Raw genomic sequence first — 21,420 nt, 5'->3', positions numbered from 1 at the left:
AAAACGTTCACAATTTGTGTAACATTAGTGTTTATGCTGTTTATGGACATTCCTTCAAAAAAAGGCTCGAAATTGCAGGTGCAACTTTCTAGAAATTCGTTATAATAGTATGTGTAGCTAGTCATTTCTCATTCTCGTGAAAAGATTATCTATGTATACAAATCCCCGTAGTCTAGGATTCCCACAGATCTTAGACCACAGAAAAAATCACTCGGACAAAGTCGTCCGAGTGATTTTTTCGTTGTCTTATTTTACGAATCGAAGCATAAAAGCTCGAATAAAATGGAAGAACGGATAGACACTCAAAATGAGCGGCACATAAACCATAATCATATTGACATTTAGCAAGGAAGCTAAATTGAAAATGGAACCTGCAAATAAGAACAACATGACAAAAGCAGTCATTAAAAGTGTAATCAAAATTTTGATTTTAAAATCAAAGGGTTTCGCAACAGCAATTAAGGTCGTAAAACAAACCGTTCCTGTAAGTAAGACACTTAAAGTGGATGTTTGCGCAAAGCTTAGCTTCGTTAGTCCTCCAAGCACATTAATAACAAGCACATAGGTTACAACACAAATTGCAGCTGGTAATGCATTGTGGAGAACCTTCTTTAAAAATTCTCCTTGAATCCGTTTATAATTCGGTTTAATAGCAAGGAAGAAAGACGGAATTCCAACAGTTAGCGAAGAAATCGGACTAAGCTGAATGGGTTGAAACGGATAACGACTCGAAAGAAAAGTATAAATCACTGTCAAGATGACAGAATAAATCGTTTTGATTAGATAAAGTGAAGCTACTCGCTCAATATTATTAATCACACGGCGCCCTTCCTTTAAAACACTAACCATAGAATCAAAATTATTATTGATCAAAACGAAATCAGCCACACTTTTTGATGCATCGCTTCCTTCCGCCATTGCAATACTACAATTAGATTCTTTTAAGGCTAGTACGTCATTCACGCCATCTCCTGTCATCGCAACGGTATGACCTTCCGCTTGGAAAGCTTGTACTAAATGCTTTTTCTGATGGGGTGTCACCCGTCCAAAAACAACATAATCTTGTACAAGTTGCTCATAATCTGGATTTGCACCGATTTGACTCATGTCGATATAACGATGGCTGCCTTCAATTTCTGCTTGAAGAGCAACATTTGATACTGTAGCTGGATTATCTCCAGAGATAACACGAATAGAAACTCCCTGCTCTTTAAAATAGCGGAAAGTATCTTTAGCTTCTTCTCGTAGTTCATCCGTTATAAGCACTAAACCAACGAGCTCAAGTCTTTGCGTGGAATCTTCAAAAGCGCCTGCTTTTTTAGCTAAAGATAATACGCGATAGCCTGATTTCGCAAATTCATCAATTTGTTGCCTTTTTTCCGCCGGCAAAGTTTCGAAGATAAATTCTGGTGCACCAATGATGTATGTACCACGATTTCCAAAAGAAGCCCCGCTCCACTTTTTATCCGAAGAAAATGGAAAACGAGCGGTTGCATCCCAACCCGGATTTTCTGTGAAACTACGTTCAAGCGCAAGGCTCGTCGAGTTCTTATCTTGCAGCGTATAAATAATAGCGGAAATCCCCTCTTCGACATCCGCCTGCGTAAATCCCTCTTCAGGCAAAATTTCTGATACCTTCAGATTGCCACTCGTGATCGTACCCGTTTTATCGAGACAAAGAACATCTACCCGGGCAAGTGTTTCAATCGCGGGCATTGTTTTGACAAGCACTTTCTTTCGTGCCAGATTGACAACTCCAACCGCAAGCGCAATTGACGTTAGTAACACAAGCCCTTCTGGAATCATCCCAATCATTGCAGCTGCAGTTCCTAAAATGGCAGCATTGATATCTTGAGACTGTGAAAACTGCGAGAAAAACAAGATCACACCAAGTGGCACAATGACAAAAGTTAGCACACGAATGATCATTTTAATCGAGCGAAGCAACTCACTATAAGCCGTTTTTTCTTGCTTCACTTCAAGGGAAAGCTTAGAAACAAAACTGTCCGTACCGATAGCAGTTGCTTGAACATGCGCCGTTCCACTTAAAATAAAGCTACCAGAAAACACGTCGTCTCCTTGCTTTTTGATGACAGCATCAGCTTCACCAGTAAGTTGCGATTCATCGACTTCAAGCCCCGTTGTCTCTAGAACAACGCCGTCCGCATAAGCTTGATCTCCGCGCCGAACGAGCATAACATCATCCAGCACAAGCTCTTCTTGTTCAATTTCAATTTCTTTCCCCTCACGAACGACTCGTACCTTATCTTCTGTCAAAATTGTGAGCTTATCAACTTGACGCTTAGCACGTATCTCCTGAAAAATCCCCATCGCCGTATTGCAAAGCGCAACGCCGAGAAATAATAGATTTTTATAACTTCCCGTGTAAATAATAAAACAAGCGATCGTAAAATTTATTAAATTAAAAAGCGTTAGGGTATTATCTGCAAAAATCCGCTTGATACTTCTTGTTAGCGGCTTTAATGCATGATTTTTCAAACCAAGACGATCGCGTTCGTCTACTTCCTTCTGGGTAAGACCAAGATATGGATTTAGACCTTCAATCGGTTTTCGTTTATTCTCTTCCAAATCCATGCACTTCCTTTAGTATGTGTATACCCTTTTAATATAAAAATAGCAGATTCTTACGCACTAATCTAACTTTTTTGCTCGTAAATTCAAAATCTTTTTAGCAAGAAACAAAAAAGCCCCCTTTGAATCTAAAAACTCAAAAAGGGACCTTCTCATTATTCATTTTCCTTTTCATTTAGACGGGCTTGTTTTCGCTCCATCCGTGCTTTCCGACGCGCTTCGCGCTCTGGATCTTCTGAACGCTCGCGTTTCCGTTTCTCGCGCTCAAGTTTCCGCTGTTCCTTCTCCGCTTCGCTTAATTTGGGTTTCGCGCTCTCCTCGCTACTCTCTCCATTTTCTTCTGGGAGTACTTTAGCGAGATCGAGCCCAGCCATCACAGCGTAGCGTTTAAAGCGTCGTAAAGCATCCTCACGCGTCCCATCCGAAATCGCCTGAGCAACATCCGGATTCGACTTGTAAAGTGCTGAAAAGCGTGTTTCGCGCTTCAAAAAATCATGGAATAAACCGAAATCTGGTTTCTTGAAATCCATCACCATTGGATTTTTACCTTTAGCAAGTAGCTCTGGATTATAGCGATATAAATTCCAATAACCGCATTCCACCGCTTTTTCCGTTTCCGAAAGCATAGTCTTCATCCCAGCCGAAATCCCGTGCGCAATGCAAGGTGTATACGCGATGATCAAAGATGGGCCCGGGAATTTCTCTGCTTCCTCAAATGCTTTAATCATTTGCTTTTTGTTTGCACCCATCGCAACTTGCGCCACATAAACATTCCCGTAACTCATCGCCATGAAGCCGAGATCCTTCTTGCCCATCCGCTTTCCAGAAGCCGCAAATTTCGCAATCGCAGCCATTGGTGTTGCTTTCGAAGATTGACCACCAGTGTTCGAATACACTTCATTATCCATTACAAGCATATTAACATCTTCGCCACTTGCGAGCACATGATCAATTCCGCCAAAACCAATATCATATGCCCAGCCGTCGCCGCCAATCATCCACTGCGACCGCTTAATAAACAAATCGCGCTTTTCATAAAGAGCCATAAGCCGACTATTTCCATTCATTTCTGCAAGAAGGGCCAGCTGAAGATCCTCTGCGCGTTCACGTGTCCCTTCCCCAATTAAGAAGTTTTCACGCCACTCACTAAGAGCATGGTTCAAGTTCTCCGAGATTTCTTCTTCCAAAAGAATCGAATCTACTTCCTTCAAGAGCCCAGCTCGCATCGTTTGGTTTGCGAGATACATGCCAAAACCATATTCAGCATTATCTTCAAGCAGAGAATTAGACCAAGCAGGACCATGTCCTTCACTATTTGTCGTATAAGGGGTCGCCGGAGCCGAAGCCCCCCAAATTGAAGAACATCCCGTCGCATTTGCGATCATCATTCGGTCACCAAACAGTTGCGTCAAAAGCTTCACGTAAGGCGTTTCCCCGCAACCTGCACAAGCCCCTGAAAACTCAAGAAGTGGCTGTTCAAATTGACTACCTGGAAGCGTGTTTTTCTTGCCGGGATTTTTCTTCGGCGAAACCGTTTTAGCAAAATCCCAATTCTCGCGTTCCCTTTCTGCAACTTCATCAAAAGGTTTCATCACAAGCGCCTTATCTTTCGCCGGACAAACATGTGCGCAAAGATTACATCCCGTGCAGTCCATCGGTGAAACTTGGATCCGGTAGGAAACGTCTTTTCCTCTCATTTCCCGAGTAACAAAACTATCCGGTGCATTCCCCTCTTCCGCTTCATTCACAAGAACAGGGCGAATCGCTGCGTGTGGGCAAACAAAAGCACATTCATTACACATCGTACAGTTCTCAGAAATCCATTCTGGTACTTCAAGCGCAATGCCACGTTTCTCATAAGCAGCTGTACCCTGCGGATAGCTTCCGTCTCCCATGCCATTTTCAATCAATGTCCCAACCGGTAAAGAATCCCCTTTGAGCGCATTCATAGGTTCAAGAATTTGCTCGATATATCGAGGCTTTTCTTGCTCCTCTACTTTAGACGACTTAGCGACAGCTTCCGCATTTCGCCAAGCATCTGGAACATCCACTTGCTTCAAATAAGCTAACGTCTGATCCATGGCTTGGATATTCTTTTCAGCAACGCGCATATCTTTTTTACCATAAGTTCGAATCGCAGAATCTTTTAATTCCTCAAAAGCTAGATCAAAATCCATCACACCAGAAAGCTTGAAAAAGGCCGTCTGCATTACCGTGTTAATCCGTCTGCCAAGATCCGCCTCAGAAGCAATTTTGATGGCATTAATCGTATAAAATTTGATCTCGTTTTCAGCCATGTAGCGTTTCATTTTAGCTGGCAAGTGACGTTCAAGTTGTTCCCCTTGCCAAACCGTATTGAGGAGGAAGGTTCCCCCTTTTTTCAAGCCATCAAGTAAGTCATAGCTATTTACATAGGCAGCTGTAGAACAAGAAACAAAGTCGGGTTCATGAACAAGGTAAGCCGAACGAATTCGATTTTTACCAAAACGCAAATGAGAAACCGTTAATCCGCCAGATTTCTTAGAATCATAGGAAAAATAACCTTGAACATTCAAATCTGTTTTATCTCCAACGATCTTAATCGCCGCTTTATTAGAACCAACCGTTCCATCAGAACCAAAACCATAAAATTTACACTGAAACGTCTCTTTACTTGTTAAATCCTTTCGCCCAACATCTGGAATGGAGAGATTTGTTACATCATCCACAATTCCAATTGTAAAACGAGGTTTCGGATTTTCACTTCTTAGGTGCGAATAAACGCCCAGTATCTGGTCTGGTGTCACATCTTTTGAACCTAAGCCGTAACGCCCTCCGATAATTCGTTCAGGCCGATTTTCTGCGTGATAAAGTGCACTTTCCACATCAAGCAAAAGCGGTTCCCCGCCTGATCCGGGCTCTTTCGTCCGGTCTAGCACCGCTAAACGTTTAACCGTTCTTGGCAATTTTCTAAGCAAAACATCTGCCGGAAACGGCCGATAAAGTCGAATATTTAAAAGCCCCACCTTGCGATTTTCCAAAAGAAGTGAATCAATAACTTGTTCAATTACAGGCGTCACCGACCCCATTGCGACAATAACTTCCGTTGCATCTTCTGCTCCGTAATAATTCACAAGATCATAATCTGTTCCACGCCGTTTATTAATCTCGTTCATTTCCTCACGAACAATTCCAGGAATCGCCTCATAATAGCCATTAACCGTTTCCCGTTGTTGGAAGAAAATATCTGGATTTTGACTCGAACCAGAAGTCGTCGGATTATTTGGCGTCATCGCACGCGCTCTGAAGCGTTCAAGCGCCTTTTCATCTAGCATTTCTTTCAGCTCATCATACTCTAAAACCTCAATTTTCTGCAGTTCATGGCTTGTCCTAAACCCATCAAAAAAATTGATAAATGGCAAGCTCCCTCTAAGGGAGGCAAGATGAGCCACCGCCGAAAGATCCATCACTTCCTGAACCGATCCTTCCGCAAGCATGGCAAAACCAGTTTGCCTCGCCGCCATCACATCGCTATGGTCGCCAAAAATATTCAGCGCTGCCGTCGAAATCGTACGAGCAGATACGTGAAAAACGGTGGGGAGAAGCTCTCCGGCAATTTTGTACATATTGGGGATCATTAAAAGTAGGCCTTGCGAAGCCGTGTATGTGCTTGTCAGCGCTCCTGCTTTAAGCGAGCCATGCACCGTTCCTGCGGCCCCCGCTTCTGATTGCATTTCCACAACTTTCACTGTTTCCCCAAACAAGTTCTTCTTGCCCGCGGCTGACCATTCATCAACAAGTTCTGCCATCGTTGAAGATGGCGTGATTGGATAGATCGCCGCAACTTCTGTAAACGCATAAGAAATATGTGCCGCTGCCGCATTTCCATCCATAGTTTTCCGTTTTCGCATTTTTTTGCACTTCCAGTCTTCCTAAAGTTTGTGTAAAACCTATTCTCATTCATTTTACACCAGTTCAATTAAACTCTCAATCTGATTTTTTCAGACATAAAAACAGCGCACCCCTGTTCGGCCGCGCTGTTTTTATCTATTTTTCTTCTAAAAATTCACTGATCAATTCATATGTTTCATCTGTCGCTTTCGATTCCGTTTTAAGGAAACCATGAAGTGTATTATCCAAGCGTTTAGCGAAGACAGGAACGGAAGCATCTTTTAATTTCTTAGCATATGCTTCTCCTTGATCACGAAGTGGATCAAGCTCTGCCGTTACAATAAATGCTTTTGGAAGGCCACTTAAGTCTTTACTACGAATCGGTGCAACTAGTGGATCATACTTCCGGTCAGAAGCATTTTTTAAATAGAGTTTAAAGTATTTATCAAGCGATTCTTTTGTAAGAACGTAACCTTCTGCAAATTGATCCATAGATGGATAAAGGACAGAAGCATCTCGACTGAAAATATCTGTTGCTGGATAAAGCAAAATTTGTTTGCTGATTTCCGGTCCATTTTTAGCTTTAGCCATTTGAGCAATGACAGCGGCAATATTCCCACCAGTTGAGTCTCCTGCCACAATTAGAGAAGTGCCTTTGTTCCGCAAACTTGTCTTATGCGCATTCGCCCAAAGTAATGCCGCGTATGCATCTTCAATTGCCGCTGGGAACGGATTTTCTGGAGCAAGGCGGTAATCAACAGCAACCACACGCGCACCCGTTGTTTGTACAAGTTTTCGAGCAATCCCATCATGTGATTGAAGTCCGCCCGTTACAAAACCCCCACCATGGAAATAAAGGATAATTTCATAAGGTCCTTCTTCTTTTGGCGTATAAATTCGAAGTGGAATTTTTCCACCTGGCCCATCAATTTTTTTATCTTCCGTCGCGCCAATTTCGATATTTTTCGCAGAAGGAGTTGCTTTTTCCTTTAAGCGAATATATTTATAACGAGAATCAACATCAGATAGTGGAGCCGTATTTTTTAGATAGTTTTGCGTAGCCTCGTCTTTCAAGTTTTCCAATACGGATGGATCATACTCGCGTTTTCCAACTGCTTTCTTGTAGATGAAGAAAACAACAAGAAGCGGAAGCAAGATCACACTGAAAACTAAAATAAACACCCATTTAAATACGTTTTTCAATTGTGCTCAACTCCTTTTAAGTTCACTTTCTGACTTAAGTATATCAGTTTTCAAGAATTAGACCAAACAGGAACCACTTAGAATTTTTCAGTAAAATGGCCATCAATAAATCACACTTTGTGAATGTATTAAAAACAAAATTTCCGGGTATAGTTCTTACAAAGAGGATAGGAGCGTGATAAAGATTAGGGATCTTCAAACTAACCTTATAAAGTAAAATGTTAACTAATTTGGGTTAGTCAGCATCACTTTAAAAGATTAGTCAAAATGTCAAAAAACAGGAACATCTTTGAGGAAACCCAATTTTAAAAAGCGTCTCACAAGATGGATGCTAAAAATCAGGAGGGACTTTCAATGCAAGACAGTAAACAAACGAATCACTATTATAGTGGAAAATTCGAAAAGCAATTACAGGAGTATCCAGGCTTACAAAGCAAAATGACACCTGTACCTGATACAGGCGAAAAAACTTATCAAGGTAGCGATAAACTCGTTCATAAAAAAGCACTCATAACGGGCGGAGATTCCGGAATCGGCCGTGCTGCCACTATCGCCTACGCAAGAGAAGGCGCAGATGTAGCGATCAGTTACCATCCAGATGAAGAGCAAGACGCCCAAGAGGTAAAAGCAATTGTTGAAAAAGAAGGTCGTACATGCGTTTTACTACCAGGTGATTTACGTGAAGAAGGCTTCGCGCAGAACATGGTAAAAAGCGCTGCAAATGCTCTAGGTGGTTTAGACCTGTTAGTGCTAAATGCTGGAATTCAACAATACGAATTTGATATTCAAAATTTAACTTCCAAGCAACTACGAGATACCTTTGAGGTCAATGTTTTTTCCGTTGTATATGCAATTCAAGAAGCGCTTAATTATTTAGGCGAAGGCGGTAGCATCATTTTAACTTCATCCATTCAAGGAGTAAAACCAAGTGCCCATTTAGTCGATTATGCAATGACAAAAAGCTGTGAAATCTCACTTACAAAAAGTTTAGCGGCACAACTGGGCAAAAAAGGGATTCGAATCAATGCAGTTGCGCCTGGTCCAATATGGACAGCCTTACAAATCTGCGGTGGCCAACCACAAGACAGCATTCCAGAATTCGGACAAAATCAACCCTTACAACGTGCTGGGCAACCCGCTGAACTAGCGAGCGTTTATGTCCTTCTTGCATCTGATGAGGCTAGCTATATCACTGGTCAAGTTTATGGGATAACAGGCGGAGCCCCTATTAATTAATCCTACAAATAACCACTAAAGTTGAGGTGAAAAAAATGCCATGGACTAAAAATGATTATCCAAATTCATGGAAGAACTTAAAAGAAGAAGAACGAAAAAAAGCCATTGAAATTGGAAATGCCTTATTAAAAGAAGGCTATTCAGAAGAACGCGCCATCCCGATTGCAACAGCCAAAGCAGAAGAATGGTATAAAAATCATAAACAGTAAAATGGTTGAAACGACTAACAATGTGGAATAAAAAGTAATGAGTCAGATAATCAAAGGAGAGGATCTATTTATGTCCAAAAAAATTGCAACTCTTATAACGAATCTTTTTGAAGATGTTGAGTTTACAAATCCAGCAGATGCGTTCCGGCAAGCAGGACACGAAGTCGTTACGATCGAGAAAAAAGCGGGCAATCAAGTAACAGGTAAGCAAGGAGAAGCGACTGTGACAATTGATAAAGGAATCGACGACGTGCAAGCAAGTGATTTTGATGCTTTATTTATCCCAGGTGGCTTTTCACCAGATCAATTACGTGCAGATGATCGTTTTGTAAATTTTGTAGATTATTTTATAGAAAACGACAAACCTCTTTTAGCTATTTGTCATGGTCCCCAACTTTTAATCCAGACTAATAAATTAAAAGGCAGAACTGTAACAGGCTTTACCTCTATTCGTCCAGATTTAAAAAATGCTGGAGCAACCGTAAAAGATGAAGAAGTTGTAGTTGACCGAAACATTGTAACGAGTAGAACTCCAGATGATCTACCAGCTTTTGACCGTGAATCACTAAAACTACTACAATCATAATAAAAGGAGTCTGGGGCTTTCCCAGACTCCTTTTTATGTAAGTGAAAGTGATTTCAGCGTTTCCTGAGCTTCTGTCATCATTTCAGTTATGATTTCTCGACAAGGTTTTATTTCTTCCACGAGCCCAGCGATTTGTCCCGCCATGACAGAACCATTTTCTGTGTCACCCTCTAACACAGCTTTCCGAAGTGATCCAAGCGTCAATGCTTCTAGTTCATCACGATCCACTCCGACTGCTTCAAGCCGCAAATATTCCTTGATCATTTTATTCTTGATAGAGCGAACCGGCGAACCAGCACTGCGACCCGTCACCGTTGTATCCCTGTCCTGAGCTTTCAAGACCGCTTCCTTAAAATGTGGATGAACTGGGACTTCTTCTGAGGCAAGAAAGCGAGTTCCAACTTGCACACCTGAGGCCCCTAAGGCAAACGCCGCTACAACCCCTCTACCATCTCCAATACCCCCTGCGCCAATAACTGGAATCTCGACTGCATCCACAACTTGCGGCAAAAGGGCCATTGTAGTCGTTTCGCCAACATGTCCCCCAGCTTCAGTTCCCTCCGCAATAACCGCATCAGCACCGAGCTTTGCCATCTTTTTGGCAATCATGACAGAAGGCACAACCGGTATGACAATAATGCCCGCATCTTTCCAAACAGGCATGAAGCTTTTTGGTGTCCCTGCTCCTGTCGTAATAATTTTGACTTTCTCTTCAATCAAAACCTCAGTTAATTCGCCAATGTTCGTCATCATAAGCATCAAGTTGACACCGAATGGCTTATCCGTGAGCGCTTTTGTTTTACGAATTTCAGTCCGCAATTCCTCCCCGCTCATCCCGCCAGAAGCAATAATCCCGAGGCCACCACCATTTGAAACAGCCGCAACTAGTGGTGCCTTAGCAATTTGAGCCATGGCTCCTTGAATAATGGGATACTTAATCCCTAAAAGTTCAGGTATTGTCATGTTGTTCCTCCTAATTGTTACTTTTTTCACATTATATCAAATGACCTCACAAAAAGTCTATCTTCCGCTTTAATCCATCTTTCCAAAAAATAGCATCCTACCAGAAATATGCAGGACAACACTCGTTAGCCACTCATTTTTGCTCATTAGCGCCGAAAAACAGTATGAACAAGCCTCGCATAAGCTGTAAAAAAAGCTGGGATTTCTTCATGAGAAAGCCCAGTGGTCATCGCATCTAAAACGCCTGTATAATACCATTTTTGTTCATCATAACCCCGCTTGAAATGGTTCCAAACACGGTTCCCTTCCATGCTCATGGCATAGCGAATAGAAGATAAATTATCGAGTTTATCTGCCACAATTAAAGCTTTGACTTCAAGGCTCCCATCTCGAACCGTTTCAATCGTATGCGCCTTCCGCTCTTCCCACGTTTTCGTTTTATCTTCTGTATGCGCCATCACAAGATTTGCAGTTTCTTCACCGAATTCCCTTGCGATGTCTTCCCGCGTGACATCTGTATCTTCCACAACATCATGAAGTAATCCTGCTGCAACGACATATTCTGGAAAACCAGCAGCATTTAAAATGCGCGCAACATTGAAGGGATGGGAAAAATATTTTTCACCGGTAATCTTTCGCTTTTGACTTGCATGTGCTTTTCTTGCAAATTCCAGTGCTTTTTCATACATATTAATCCCGCCTCTCCGTCGCTTCTTTATGATTTTAGTATACAGAATGGATGGGCGCATCGCCAGCTAAAACAGCTTTGACATTTGCGACAGCCATGTCCCCCATTTGTTCACGTGTTTCTACCGTTGCATTTCCAATATGTGGTGTTAATACAACATTTTCAAATTTTGTTAAGCGCTCATTTACGTGTGGTTCAAATTCAAATACATCTAGTGCAGCACCCGCAATTTCCTTTGCTTCAAGTGCTTCGACCAAAGCCGCTTCATCTATTACTTTTCCACGAGAAGCATTCACTAGAAAAGCAGTTTTTTTCATTTTTTGGAAAGTTTCTTTCTGAAATAAATGATAAAGTTCATCACTATAAGCGGCGTGGACAGAAACAACATCACTTTTCTCTAGCAATTCCTCCTGAGAAACAAAACGGGCATCCCATTTTTGCGCAACTTCCTTTGGATGATGACCCGAATAAAGAATCTTCATTCCAAAAGCAAAGGCACGCTCTGCTACGGCTTGTCCAATTTGTCCAAGTCCTATAATTCCAAGTGTTTTCCCGTGCAACTCTCGCCCTAAAAAGAAAGTAGGTGCCCAACCTTTAAATTCTTCTGGGTGGGTCCGCAAAAGTCTATCGCCTTCTGAAATACGGCGCATCACATCAAGAATCAATCCAAAAGAAAGTTCTGCAGTTGACTCGGTGGATACTTTTGGAGTGTTAGTTACTGCGATTCCTAATTCCTGTGCTTTTTGCACGTCAATGTTGTCAAATCCAGCTCCTACATTGGCAACAATCTTTAACTTCGGACTAGCCGTGAGTACATCACTCGTTATAGGAGCAGAGAGAGGACAAATGATAGCTTCCGCATCTTTTGCCCCTTTTTTCAACTCCTCTTCCGAAATTTTTCCAGTTCCTGTCCAAAAAGTGGCGCCCATTTGTTTTAACACTTCTTCTGTCTTTTCTAGTAATTTTCCAGCTACAAAAATCTTTTGCATGTTTGTTCGCCTCTATTCATGAAATTGAATACTTCTGCCATTTAAAGGCTGTACCGGACGATTCGTTCCACCGATTACTTTTTCAAGTGCTCGATGCGCAACATGTCCGATTGTTTGTCTGTTTTTTAAGACAATCCAACGAATACCTTCAACTGTCGGTGGAGTTGTAAGTGACCCTTCATAAGTAAAATATGCTTTTTCTTCTGGTAGGAAATCGGTAATGTCGAGTGAAAGCTCACGCTCAATCGAAAAATCTTGAAAAACTTCTGGAAATACGCGACGTAAGTCAGTCATATCGATGGATACGGTCGTTCCAACATCCATAAAGGCGCCTAACACTAGTTTTTCACCTTTCGCATTTTCATGGACAAAGTGCCACTCAATTGGGTAAGCAACTGAATCTAACAAGTGTTCACTTGGAATGTGGGCATGAAATGCGACTAGACGATAGACCTCATTTTGAAAGGTAAGTGTTTGATTCATTTCTTGCGGAAACAAGTGAACAGAATTCTCCACTCGTTTGACTTGATAAGGAATCCGTGAATAGCTCGTTTCAAGTGGATTCCCCTCAAGTGGCTTGATATCTTCTGAACGGATATCTACTGGTGATTGTTTCTTCCCAGATTGCGCAATCTCGAAGTCGGAACAAATTTGTCCCCATTTTTCAGGCCCTTTATCTCCATCATAGGACCAATTAATTGAATAAGCTGGCATATATGTAACCCCCATTACTTTTTGCTCGCTTCATAATTTTAACGCAAATGTTCCTCAAATTTCAATTATTGCTACTCAACGAATCCTGTTTAGACCTTATTTTATTTTTGTAAGGAGCGATTGAAATGGCTTATCTATTTCTGCTTTTCGATTCTAATCCTATACGGTCTAGCACATTCGTGCATAAGGAAAAATTAAAATACTCCTCTGAATCTGACTTCTATTTTAATGTAAAGATCGGTGGAAATTTCTCTCTTTCACTACGAAAAAGACTGCTTCGCTGAATGTGAAAAATTCATTTCTCCAAAACTTGTAAATTCACAAGAAAGTAAAATATTATATTTTTTTATCACATAATTTTCATTACTTCGGTCGTGTTACGTTACAAAGTATCAATCGAAACTCCTATCTCCTTGATATGATAAACGTTGTAAAAGGTCATTTTACGTAGGGTCGGATTTATTTCATTTAAAAGGAAAATAAATTTCCCTTTACTCTTTCCCATTTTTACAACCTGATCTTACATGATGAAAAAGGAGGGTATTATGAAAAAACTTGCAAAAAATAAAACCATTTGGTTTCTTGCTTTTGGAATAGCTTGTTTTGCTTTTCTCTCTTTTGTATTTCTTACTCCGAAATTAGAAGCTGCTGATGAGCAAAGTAATGATTTGAAAGTATCTGCAGACCGCGAGGCACTTACTGCCGGTGAGATTTTAACCCTCACTGTTCAGTCGAGCAATAAAGCGGATACAAAGATCACTTTACCCATCAGTGGAAATTTTGAATACAAAGGAGAAACCAAAGGGGAAGCAACCATTACAGAAGATAAAAACAAAGGAAATCTAGTGATTGATTGGCCAGCGAATTCGGATAAAAAAGTGGTGCTTACTTTAAAGGCGCTTCAGCCCAGTACCTATTCTTTTGTCGCAAATACCATTCGAGACGGGAAAAAGCTAGAATCTAAACCACTTAAAATTCAGATTCAAGACCCAACATCTACTTCTTCCGTTGTCAAAACAGACCCACAGCCAAAGTTTACTCCGCGTAGCTTAACGCCTCGTGTAGACTATGATCCCAATCAAACCGTCCAATACGATTTTTTTGAAAATAAGGCTTGGTTTATAGACACTGTGAATAAGGAATTACACACTGAACAGATTGTTCCTGATGATATCAATATTCAAAGTGGTCAGGTCACTTTCGGCGATTTGGCTAAAATTAAAGAATTAAAGTTCAATCGTTCAACTTATCAAAATTACTATTTGCCTAAGCGCTTTGATGTCTTTAAGGGATTACAGTTTCTGTGGATAAATGGGTTAGGTAGTGGTCCCGGTGATACTGAACCTTATCAACCTTTTGTCTTACCTGAGTCGATTGGAACTTTGACAAACCTTAAATATCTATTCGTAAAAAATGTTGTTAACTTGGAAGATCCTGTTCCAGAGTGGATTGGTCAATTAACAAACTTAGAACAGGTTATGATTGGTGGAAACGGAGGTTCAATAAAAAATTTAGGAGGGACATATAGAGGAAGCATTCCTGCATCCATCGGAAATTTACAGAAGCTAGAAAGCCTCACAATCATGGAGTCTCACATTAGTGGAAACATAGAAGATATTGAATCTTCAATAGCAAATTTGAAAAATTTAACCACCCTTGATTTGTCCAATAATAACTTAACAGGAAGAATCAATAAGCAGTTTCTTGATAACAAAGAAAATCTAACTGTCCTTGATTTATCTCGTAATCAGCTATCAGGTAATATTCCAGCGTCTATTGGAAATTTAACAAACTTACAGAAACTTTATTTATATAAAAATGAACTGGATGGACGAATCCCTGATACGATAACAAAACTTACGAACACAACAAATGTGAATTTGGCATTCAACCATTTAGTTGGTGCACTTGATCCAAAACTGATGGACTTTTTCATAATGATGGCCCCAAACAGAAAATACAGTTTGGCAGGAAATGAATTAAGTATAGAAAATATATATGACACAATGTATACACAGTCAACTGAACGTTGGGACGACGCATTTGATAGTAAATCAGATTACCGCAATGGTAAAAACGCGACAGCTGATGGGCCTCTCTATGGAAATTTGATTCGTACAACTAGCAAAGAAGGCGGCGATCCAAGCTACGACGGGATTTCTCTAAATATGGATTATATGTTCCAAGGTGGGCTTATCGGGAGCGCTTTTACTAAGCCCAATGAAAAATTATATTTATTTGCCCCTCGGTTTACAGATGGTGCCCCCGCCCGCAATAACACATTAGCCATTGGTTATAAAAATAAATTTGCAAGACAACTTGCATATCAGCTATCTCATCCAACACCATCCGCAGATGAGCTAAAGAAAAAGCTAAGTTTCTTAGATTTCTTGCCCGATAAACTCAGCAGCCAACATATCTATACGATTTGGGCTGCAAATGCAGATGGAACAAGGCAACCAGACGGAAGTCTCTACAAACAAATTTATAGTGGCTTTCCTAACGAAGATGCGTATATCACTGTTCCCGATCAGCCGATGAATTACACGGTTTCGATTGATAATCCAAATATACTGAATGATTCATCTTTGCCTAAATCCGTAGATAAAGAAAGCGCCAAAAGCAATCTATTCGTTCAAAATGTCTTAGGCTATTCAGTTGGTGGATTTCGGGTGAATCCAGAGGTCGTTTCTTCGTTCAAAGTTGTGAATTCAAAAACGGGAGAACCTAACACTAATTTGAAAAATACTGTTGAGGGTGGCGTTGGCGACAAATTCACAATGTCCATTGAGCTTGGCGGAAAAGGCGTTCCTCTTCCTGGAATGCCTAAACTCGAAGAAAGCACCTTCGCATTTCCAGATAACTTCAACCCTCGTGCTTACTTCTTTGGGGTTTCGGATGCTGCCCACAATCTTGGACTGGAGATAGATGGAGATTCGTTCAAGGTAAACGGAAAGAGCCAAACGGTTAGGGCTCAAAACGCACCTGGCAGTAATCCCAACGGCTTTACTTTTGCAGATCCCACACTAATTCCTGCCGTTTCTTCTGGTAAACCTGCTCTTACGATTAGTTTGGATGTGAAAACAGAAGATAAACCTATTCCATACGAGAAGAATGAGCAGGATGAATTTTTCGGAGCTGGAAAAGATGCTTTACTGTTCCATACTTCTTTTGTAAGTTCTATACAGGATCCTGATCTCACCCAATTATCGAAATCAGAAAACGTCATTGTTCGTGCGGGAGAGCTTAAATTTGTGGATGTTCCAGATGTGATGAATTTTAATGGCGGTAAAATCAGCAACAAGACACTTCATCTTAAACAAGATGATACATTTAAACTCGACGTAGAGGACTCTCGAGCGAATAAGAAGGAATGGCATATTAATTTTAAGCAAACTTCACCGTTTAAAAATGATGCAAGCAATCATGTTTTACCAAACGATAGCAACAGTAAATTCTTATTCAAACAAGGGAATGGAGATGAAAAAACGATTGTACCAGATGCTCCTGCAACTACTGTGTATGATAGTCTAACTCAACAAACAACAAGTTCAACAGGAGATATCACTTCGGTTTCTTGGAACAATCAAGACGACGGATTCTTCCTAGAAGTTCCACCTGGTGTTGCACAAAGCGGAAATTATTCCAGTCAATTTACATGGGAACTAGTTAATGGACCGGTTTAACTTTTAATATGAACTTTCCAAGTTTATTCTTTCTGGCTTTATAAAGCAGAAGAATTCAGATTTAATTTCAAAAAGCCTTTAAAAATCAGAAACTGATTTTCAAAGGCTTTTTCTATGGGACAAAGACAATTTGTTGTTTTCATAGCGAAAATCAAATTAGAAAGTGAACTTACATTGTCTTTTTTCTAATGTTTTCTCTTTATTCCCACTGTAAATCACAGAACTATTTTCGGTACATCTTAAATTCAAGAAAAAGTTCGTTATAGTGTGAAAGCATGCGTTTTCCTAGATTATCATAGACTTCTAAATGATTGAGTTCATCTAAGTTTGGATAAAAACGTTTATCATCTGCAATTTCTTTTGGAAGAAGTTTTTCGGCAGCTTTATTAGGGGTTGAGTAACCTACATACTCTGCATTCTTCGCGGCATTTTTTGGATTGAGCATAAAATTAATGAATCGATGTGCTCCGTCCACATTTTTCGCTGTTTTCGGGATTACCATATTATCGAACCAAAGATTTGATCCTTGTTTTGGAATGACATAATTTAAGTCTTTATTGGCATCAAGCATTTCCGAGGCTTCTCCGGAAAATGTAACAGCCACTCCTGCTTCGCCGTCTGCCATTAAAAGTTTGATTTCATCGCCTACAATAGCTTTTACATTCGGTGTCATTTTTTTTAGCTTATGAAGAGCTTCATTCAAATGTGCTTCATTTGTATCATTTAAAGAATAGCCAAGACTATTAAGGCCAATCCCCATGATTTCACGTGCACCGTCGATTAGTAAAATTTGATTTTTCAAGTCCGTATTCCAAAGTGAATCCCATGTAGAAAAATCCACATGAGGGAACTGTTTTTGATTATAAATAATGCCAAGTGTTCCCCAAAAATAAGGCATCGAATATTTATTACCTTCATCAAATGACAAATCCATAAAACGCGAATCAATATACCGAGCATTTGGTAATTTTTGATGATCTAGTGGGATCAAGAGATTTTCTTGCTTCATTTTGTTGATTGCGTAGTCACTTGGGATCGCAACATCAAATGTCGTTCCACCCTGCTCTATTTTTGTCATCATCGCTTCATTCGAATCGAAGGTTTGATAGATAACTTTTATGCCACTTTCTTTCTCAAACTTCTTAATCAAACTTGGGTCAATATAATCGCCCCAATTATAAATGGTTAAAGTATTTCCTCCAGCGTAACCTTCTTCACGATTCATAAAATGAGCAAGCAACATCATGACAAGCGCAAGGAGGATCACGGGGATGAACATTTTAAGCAAGGATTTCATCTTTTATTCGCCCCCGTTCTCGTTGTTTTGCTCGTATTTTTACGGTTGATGAAGTAATAACCAATGACAAGCAGAATCGTGAATAGGAAGATAAGGGTTGAAAGGGCATTAATTGATAAGGAAATGCCTTGGCGTGCCCGTGAGTAAATTTCAACGGATAAAGTGGAAAAACCGTTTCCTGTCACAAAAAATGTCACGGCAAAATCATCTAGCGAATAGGTTAACGCCATAAAAAAGCCTGCGAGAACGCCTGGAACGATATAAGGTAAAATGACTTTTGACAATACTTGCCACTGGCTTGCTCCTAGATCTCGCGCGGCGTCAATTAAAGTCGGGCTCATTTCCTGCAGTTTCGGTAGCACCATCAATACAACGATCGGAATGCTAAAAGCAATGTGGGAAACAAGTACTGAGGTGAATCCTAATTTTAGCCCAAGTATGGTGAAGAAAATTAAAAAACTAGCACCGATAATAACATCAGGACTTACAATTAAGACATTGTTTAGACTAAGTAGCGAATTTTTCCCAACCGGCTTTGGCATAAAACGAATAGCTAGCGCTCCGCAAATTCCAATCGCTGTTGCAATCACAGAAGAAAGAAGCGCGATCACAAACGTATTTAAAACGATCACAAGTAAACGCGTATCAGCAAACACTTCACGGTAATAATCAAGTGTGAATCCTCCAAATCCATGCATCGTTCCAGCTGAATTGAAGGAATAAAACATCAAATAAAAAATCGGGGCATAAAGTACGATAAAAATAAAAATGAGATAAAGATGACTCCATTTCTGTTTTTTCATTTTTTAGCCCCCTTTCTGCGTTTTGTTCCAGTTAAAAACATAATAATAATCATGGCAATAATAAGAAAAACGCCAATAGTTGAGCCCATTCCCCAATCCTGCGTCACAAGAAAATGCTCTTCAATAGCAGTTCCAAGTGTAATTACGCGATTTCCAGCAATCAAACGAGTAATCATAAAGAGCGAAAGTGCGGGAATGAAAACCGCTTGACAACCTGATTTCACACCGTCTGCAGTTAACGGGAAAATGACTCGGCGAAATGTTGTGAAATTAGATGCCCCTAAATCACGAGATGCTTGAATAAGGGAGGGATTGATTTCTTCAATCGCATTAAAAATTGGTAAAATCATAAAAGGGATGAAAATGTACGTGGAGACGAACAAAAAACTAAAATCGGTAAAAAGAATTTGCTGTTGTCCGATGCCGACTAAATCTAAAAATTGATTAGCTGCTCCGTACGTACCAAAAATCCCAATAAAGGCGTAGGCCTTAAGCAAAAGGTTGATCCAAGTAGGTAAAATAATCAGCAAGAGCCACAATTGTTTATGCTTTAATTTCGTGAGCAAATATGCGGTCGGATAGGAAATCAGCAAGGTGAATAAAGTGATCAAAAAAGCATACCAAAAGGAACTCAGCGTCATTTTTAAATAAACGGGTGTAAAAAAGTGCTGATAGTTGCTAAATGTAAAATTCCCGTCCACATCAAAAAAGGAATAATAAACAATTAATAAAATCGGGGCAACAACAAACAAAATAATCCAAAGAATGTAAGGAATGAGATATAAGTTTCTTGCTTTTCTAGTCATTCACTTACGCCTCTTCGTAACTTTCTAAACGTTTATCAAATTCTTCTTCTGTTTCTCCAAGTCGCATGACGTGAATGGCTTCGGCATCAAACGCAAGCCCAATTTTATCACCGATTTTAGCTTTTTTCGTCGTATGCACGAGCCACTCGTTACCGTCAATATCAATACAGCCCATTTCGTAATGCACTCCGCGGAATAATACCCAGTCCACTTCGACTTGCAGTTTTCCTTTGTCAGCTGTTGTAATTTCAAGGTCTTCCGGGCGAATCACCACTTCAACGATTTCATTTTCATTAAAGCCTTGATCGACGCATTCAAAACGACGATTCACAAATCCCACTTCAAAATCCTGAATCATTTTCCCGGAAACGATATTTGATTCACCGATAAAGTCTGCTACAAAGCGATTAATCGGTTCATCATAAATGTCGATCGGTGAACCACTCTGCTGAATTTCCCCTTTATTTAACACAAAGATTTCATCGCTCATTGCAAGGGCTTCTTCCTGATCATGCGTAACGAAAATAAACGTGATGCCTAAACGCTTTTGCAAATCACGCAATTCGTATTGCATCTCTGTTCTTAGTTTCAAATCAAGCGCGGAGAGTGGTTCATCCAAAAGAATAACTTCTGGCTCGTTCACAATAGCTCGTGCGATCGCCACCCGTTGCCTTTGCCCACCAGACATTTCACTGATCTCCCGTTTCTCATAACCAGACAGATTAACAAAACGCAACGCTTCTTTTACCTTTTCATCAATCGCTTTTTGATTTAGCTTTTTGATTCGAAGGCCAAATGCGACGTTTTCAAATACATTTAAATGTGGAAATAACGCATAATCTTGAAATACCGTATTGACCGGGCGCTTGTTGGCCGGTACGGAATTGATTTTCTTTCCGTCCAAATAGATGTCACCTTCTGTTGCCTCTAAAAAGCCTGCAATCAAGCGTAGAATAGTGGTTTTTCCACATCCGGATGGGCCAAGCAAAGTATAGAATTTTCCTTTTTCAATTTCAAAACTGACATTTTTCAAAACGGGTTCGTCGTCATCAAATTGCTTTGTAACTTTGTTAAAGCAAATAATGGATTCTGTCAATGGTATTCCTCCCCTTCTATAAATACGATTCCGTTGCCACTAAGATGAGCACTGCCTTTTCAGTCGTTTGATTTACAATTTGATGGCGATCTGAGGCATGAAAATAAATGGTCTCATTCGCTTTTGCCGTATAGCTTTCTTCGCCCAAACATACATTAACTTCACCACTTAGTACGTAAGCAAAAGTCTCTGAAAGCGAGGGTTCAAATTTTTTAAACCCCCCATGTGGATCTATTTCAAGCAACACAGGTTCCATTTCTTTTTCATTCGATTCGGGAACAAGCCATTCAATATGATAGCCTCTCTCCTCATCTTCAAAAAAAATACGTTCTCTCTGTTCGTAAATAACCTTTTGTTTGCCTTCTTCTTCATCAAAAAATTCTTTTGGAGTAGAGCCTAACACTTCAAGAATCGAAAAAAGAGTTTCAATCGACGGCGAACTTAAATCACGTTCGAGTTGCGAAATATAGCCTTTTGATAAGTCTGTCCGTTCTCCTAGTTCCTCTTGTGTCAGGTTCTTGCTAAGACGCAAATTCTTAATTCTGTTGCCGATTTCCATCTTTTCTTCCTTTCTCAAAGTTTAATAAAAGTAAACTTCAAAACACACTTGTTTAGTATTTATAAACTACAGGTTTACTCAAAGCAAGAATCATTATACAACATTTGAAATCACACATCAAGA

Annotated in this window: 16 protein-coding genes; 4 read left to right on the top strand and 12 right to left on the bottom strand. The window is 40.2% G+C overall.

Going from position 1 to position 21,420, the window contains the following annotated elements:
* Nucleotides 1-246 precede the first annotated feature (246 nt).
* The 3 genes from HB912_RS00890 to HB912_RS00880 all read right to left on the bottom strand — a co-directional run bounded on the left by HB912_RS00890 (nucleotide 247) and on the right by HB912_RS00880 (nucleotide 7,665).
* Nucleotides 247-2,589, bottom strand: coding sequence for a cation-translocating P-type ATPase (locus HB912_RS00890; RefSeq protein ID WP_244964401.1), 2,343 nt, complete (start codon nucleotides 2,587-2,589; stop codon nucleotides 247-249).
* 158 nt (nucleotides 2,590-2,747) lie between these two features.
* Nucleotides 2,748-6,482, bottom strand: a complete 3,735-nt coding sequence (nifJ, locus tag HB912_RS00885) for a pyruvate:ferredoxin (flavodoxin) oxidoreductase (protein ID WP_185371799.1) — start codon at nucleotides 6,480-6,482, stop codon at nucleotides 2,748-2,750.
* 136 nt (nucleotides 6,483-6,618) lie between these two features.
* On the bottom strand, nucleotides 6,619-7,665 hold the full coding sequence (locus HB912_RS00880) for an alpha/beta hydrolase (protein WP_185371798.1): 1,047 nt from the start codon (nucleotides 7,663-7,665) through the stop codon (nucleotides 6,619-6,621).
* A 354-nt stretch (nucleotides 7,666-8,019) separates the two neighbouring features.
* Here HB912_RS00880 and HB912_RS00875 point away from each other — a divergent pair, with 354 nt between their 5' ends.
* The 3 genes from HB912_RS00875 to HB912_RS00865 all read left to right on the top strand — a co-directional run bounded on the left by HB912_RS00875 (nucleotide 8,020) and on the right by HB912_RS00865 (nucleotide 9,696).
* On the top strand, nucleotides 8,020-8,901 hold the full coding sequence (locus tag HB912_RS00875; RefSeq protein WP_185371797.1) for an SDR family oxidoreductase: 882 nt from the start codon (nucleotides 8,020-8,022) through the stop codon (nucleotides 8,899-8,901).
* Nucleotides 8,902-8,936: 35 nt separating this feature from the next.
* Nucleotides 8,937-9,110, top strand: coding sequence for a DUF2188 domain-containing protein (locus HB912_RS00870; RefSeq protein WP_185371796.1), 174 nt, complete (start codon nucleotides 8,937-8,939; stop codon nucleotides 9,108-9,110).
* 70 nt (nucleotides 9,111-9,180) lie between these two features.
* Nucleotides 9,181-9,696 carry a type 1 glutamine amidotransferase domain-containing protein gene (locus HB912_RS00865; RefSeq protein ID WP_185371795.1) on the top strand — a complete coding sequence of 172 codons (516 nt, stop codon included), beginning with the start codon at nucleotides 9,181-9,183 and terminating at the stop codon, nucleotides 9,694-9,696.
* 33 nt (nucleotides 9,697-9,729) lie between these two features.
* Here the strand turns inward: HB912_RS00865 and HB912_RS00860 are convergent, their stop codons facing one another.
* The 4 genes from HB912_RS00860 to HB912_RS00845 form a co-directional block, all read right to left on the bottom strand.
* Nucleotides 9,730-10,659 (bottom strand): nitronate monooxygenase, encoded by a 930-nt coding sequence (locus HB912_RS00860; protein WP_185371794.1) that lies wholly within the window; start codon nucleotides 10,657-10,659, stop codon nucleotides 9,730-9,732.
* A 146-nt stretch (nucleotides 10,660-10,805) separates the two neighbouring features.
* On the bottom strand, nucleotides 10,806-11,348 hold the full coding sequence (locus tag HB912_RS00855) for an HD domain-containing protein (RefSeq protein ID WP_185371793.1): 543 nt from the start codon (nucleotides 11,346-11,348) through the stop codon (nucleotides 10,806-10,808).
* Between the two features lie 34 nt (nucleotides 11,349-11,382).
* Nucleotides 11,383-12,336 (bottom strand): NAD(P)-dependent oxidoreductase, encoded by a 954-nt coding sequence (locus HB912_RS00850; RefSeq protein ID WP_185371792.1) that lies wholly within the window; start codon nucleotides 12,334-12,336, stop codon nucleotides 11,383-11,385.
* A 12-nt stretch (nucleotides 12,337-12,348) separates the two neighbouring features.
* The gene (locus HB912_RS00845; RefSeq protein ID WP_185371791.1) at nucleotides 12,349-13,050 is read right to left on the bottom strand and encodes a carbonic anhydrase family protein; all 702 of its coding nucleotides are present in this window, start codon (nucleotides 13,048-13,050) and stop codon (nucleotides 12,349-12,351) included.
* Nucleotides 13,051-13,595: 545 nt separating this feature from the next.
* On the opposite strand from HB912_RS00845, the gene HB912_RS00840 reads away from it, so the two are divergent.
* Nucleotides 13,596-16,736, top strand: a complete 3,141-nt coding sequence (locus tag HB912_RS00840) for an adhesive domain-containing protein (RefSeq protein WP_185371790.1) — start codon at nucleotides 13,596-13,598, stop codon at nucleotides 16,734-16,736.
* Nucleotides 16,737-16,959: 223 nt separating this feature from the next.
* On the opposite strand, the gene HB912_RS00835 is transcribed toward HB912_RS00840, so the two are convergent.
* Genes HB912_RS00835 through HB912_RS00815 form a run of 5 tightly spaced genes read right to left on the bottom strand, consistent with a single transcriptional unit; the run spans nucleotide 16,960 to nucleotide 21,297 of the window.
* A complete protein-coding gene (locus tag HB912_RS00835) occupies nucleotides 16,960-18,033 on the bottom strand; it encodes an ABC transporter substrate-binding protein (RefSeq protein WP_185371789.1) in 1,074 nt (357 codons plus the stop codon).
* Nucleotides 18,030-18,836, bottom strand: coding sequence for an ABC transporter permease (locus HB912_RS00830; protein ID WP_185371788.1), 807 nt, complete (start codon nucleotides 18,834-18,836; stop codon nucleotides 18,030-18,032). The genes HB912_RS00835 and HB912_RS00830 overlap by 4 nt, the downstream gene beginning before the upstream one ends.
* Nucleotides 18,833-19,642: an ABC transporter permease gene (locus HB912_RS00825; protein WP_185371787.1), complete on the bottom strand. Its 810-nt coding sequence runs from the start codon at nucleotides 19,640-19,642 to the stop codon at nucleotides 18,833-18,835. The genes HB912_RS00830 and HB912_RS00825 overlap by 4 nt, the downstream gene beginning before the upstream one ends.
* Before the next feature lie 4 nt (nucleotides 19,643-19,646).
* On the bottom strand, nucleotides 19,647-20,738 hold the full coding sequence (locus HB912_RS00820) for an ABC transporter ATP-binding protein (RefSeq protein WP_185371786.1): 1,092 nt from the start codon (nucleotides 20,736-20,738) through the stop codon (nucleotides 19,647-19,649).
* A gap of 16 nt (nucleotides 20,739-20,754) precedes the next feature.
* Nucleotides 20,755-21,297, bottom strand: coding sequence for a helix-turn-helix domain-containing protein (locus HB912_RS00815; protein WP_185371785.1), 543 nt, complete (start codon nucleotides 21,295-21,297; stop codon nucleotides 20,755-20,757).
* Nucleotides 21,298-21,420: the final 123 nt, after the last annotated feature.

The organism is Listeria aquatica (genome assembly GCF_014223975.1).
GTDB classification, from domain to species: Bacteria; Bacillota; Bacilli; order Lactobacillales; family Listeriaceae; genus Listeria; species Listeria aquatica.
This window is presented reverse-complemented; position numbering and strand designations above follow the sequence as displayed.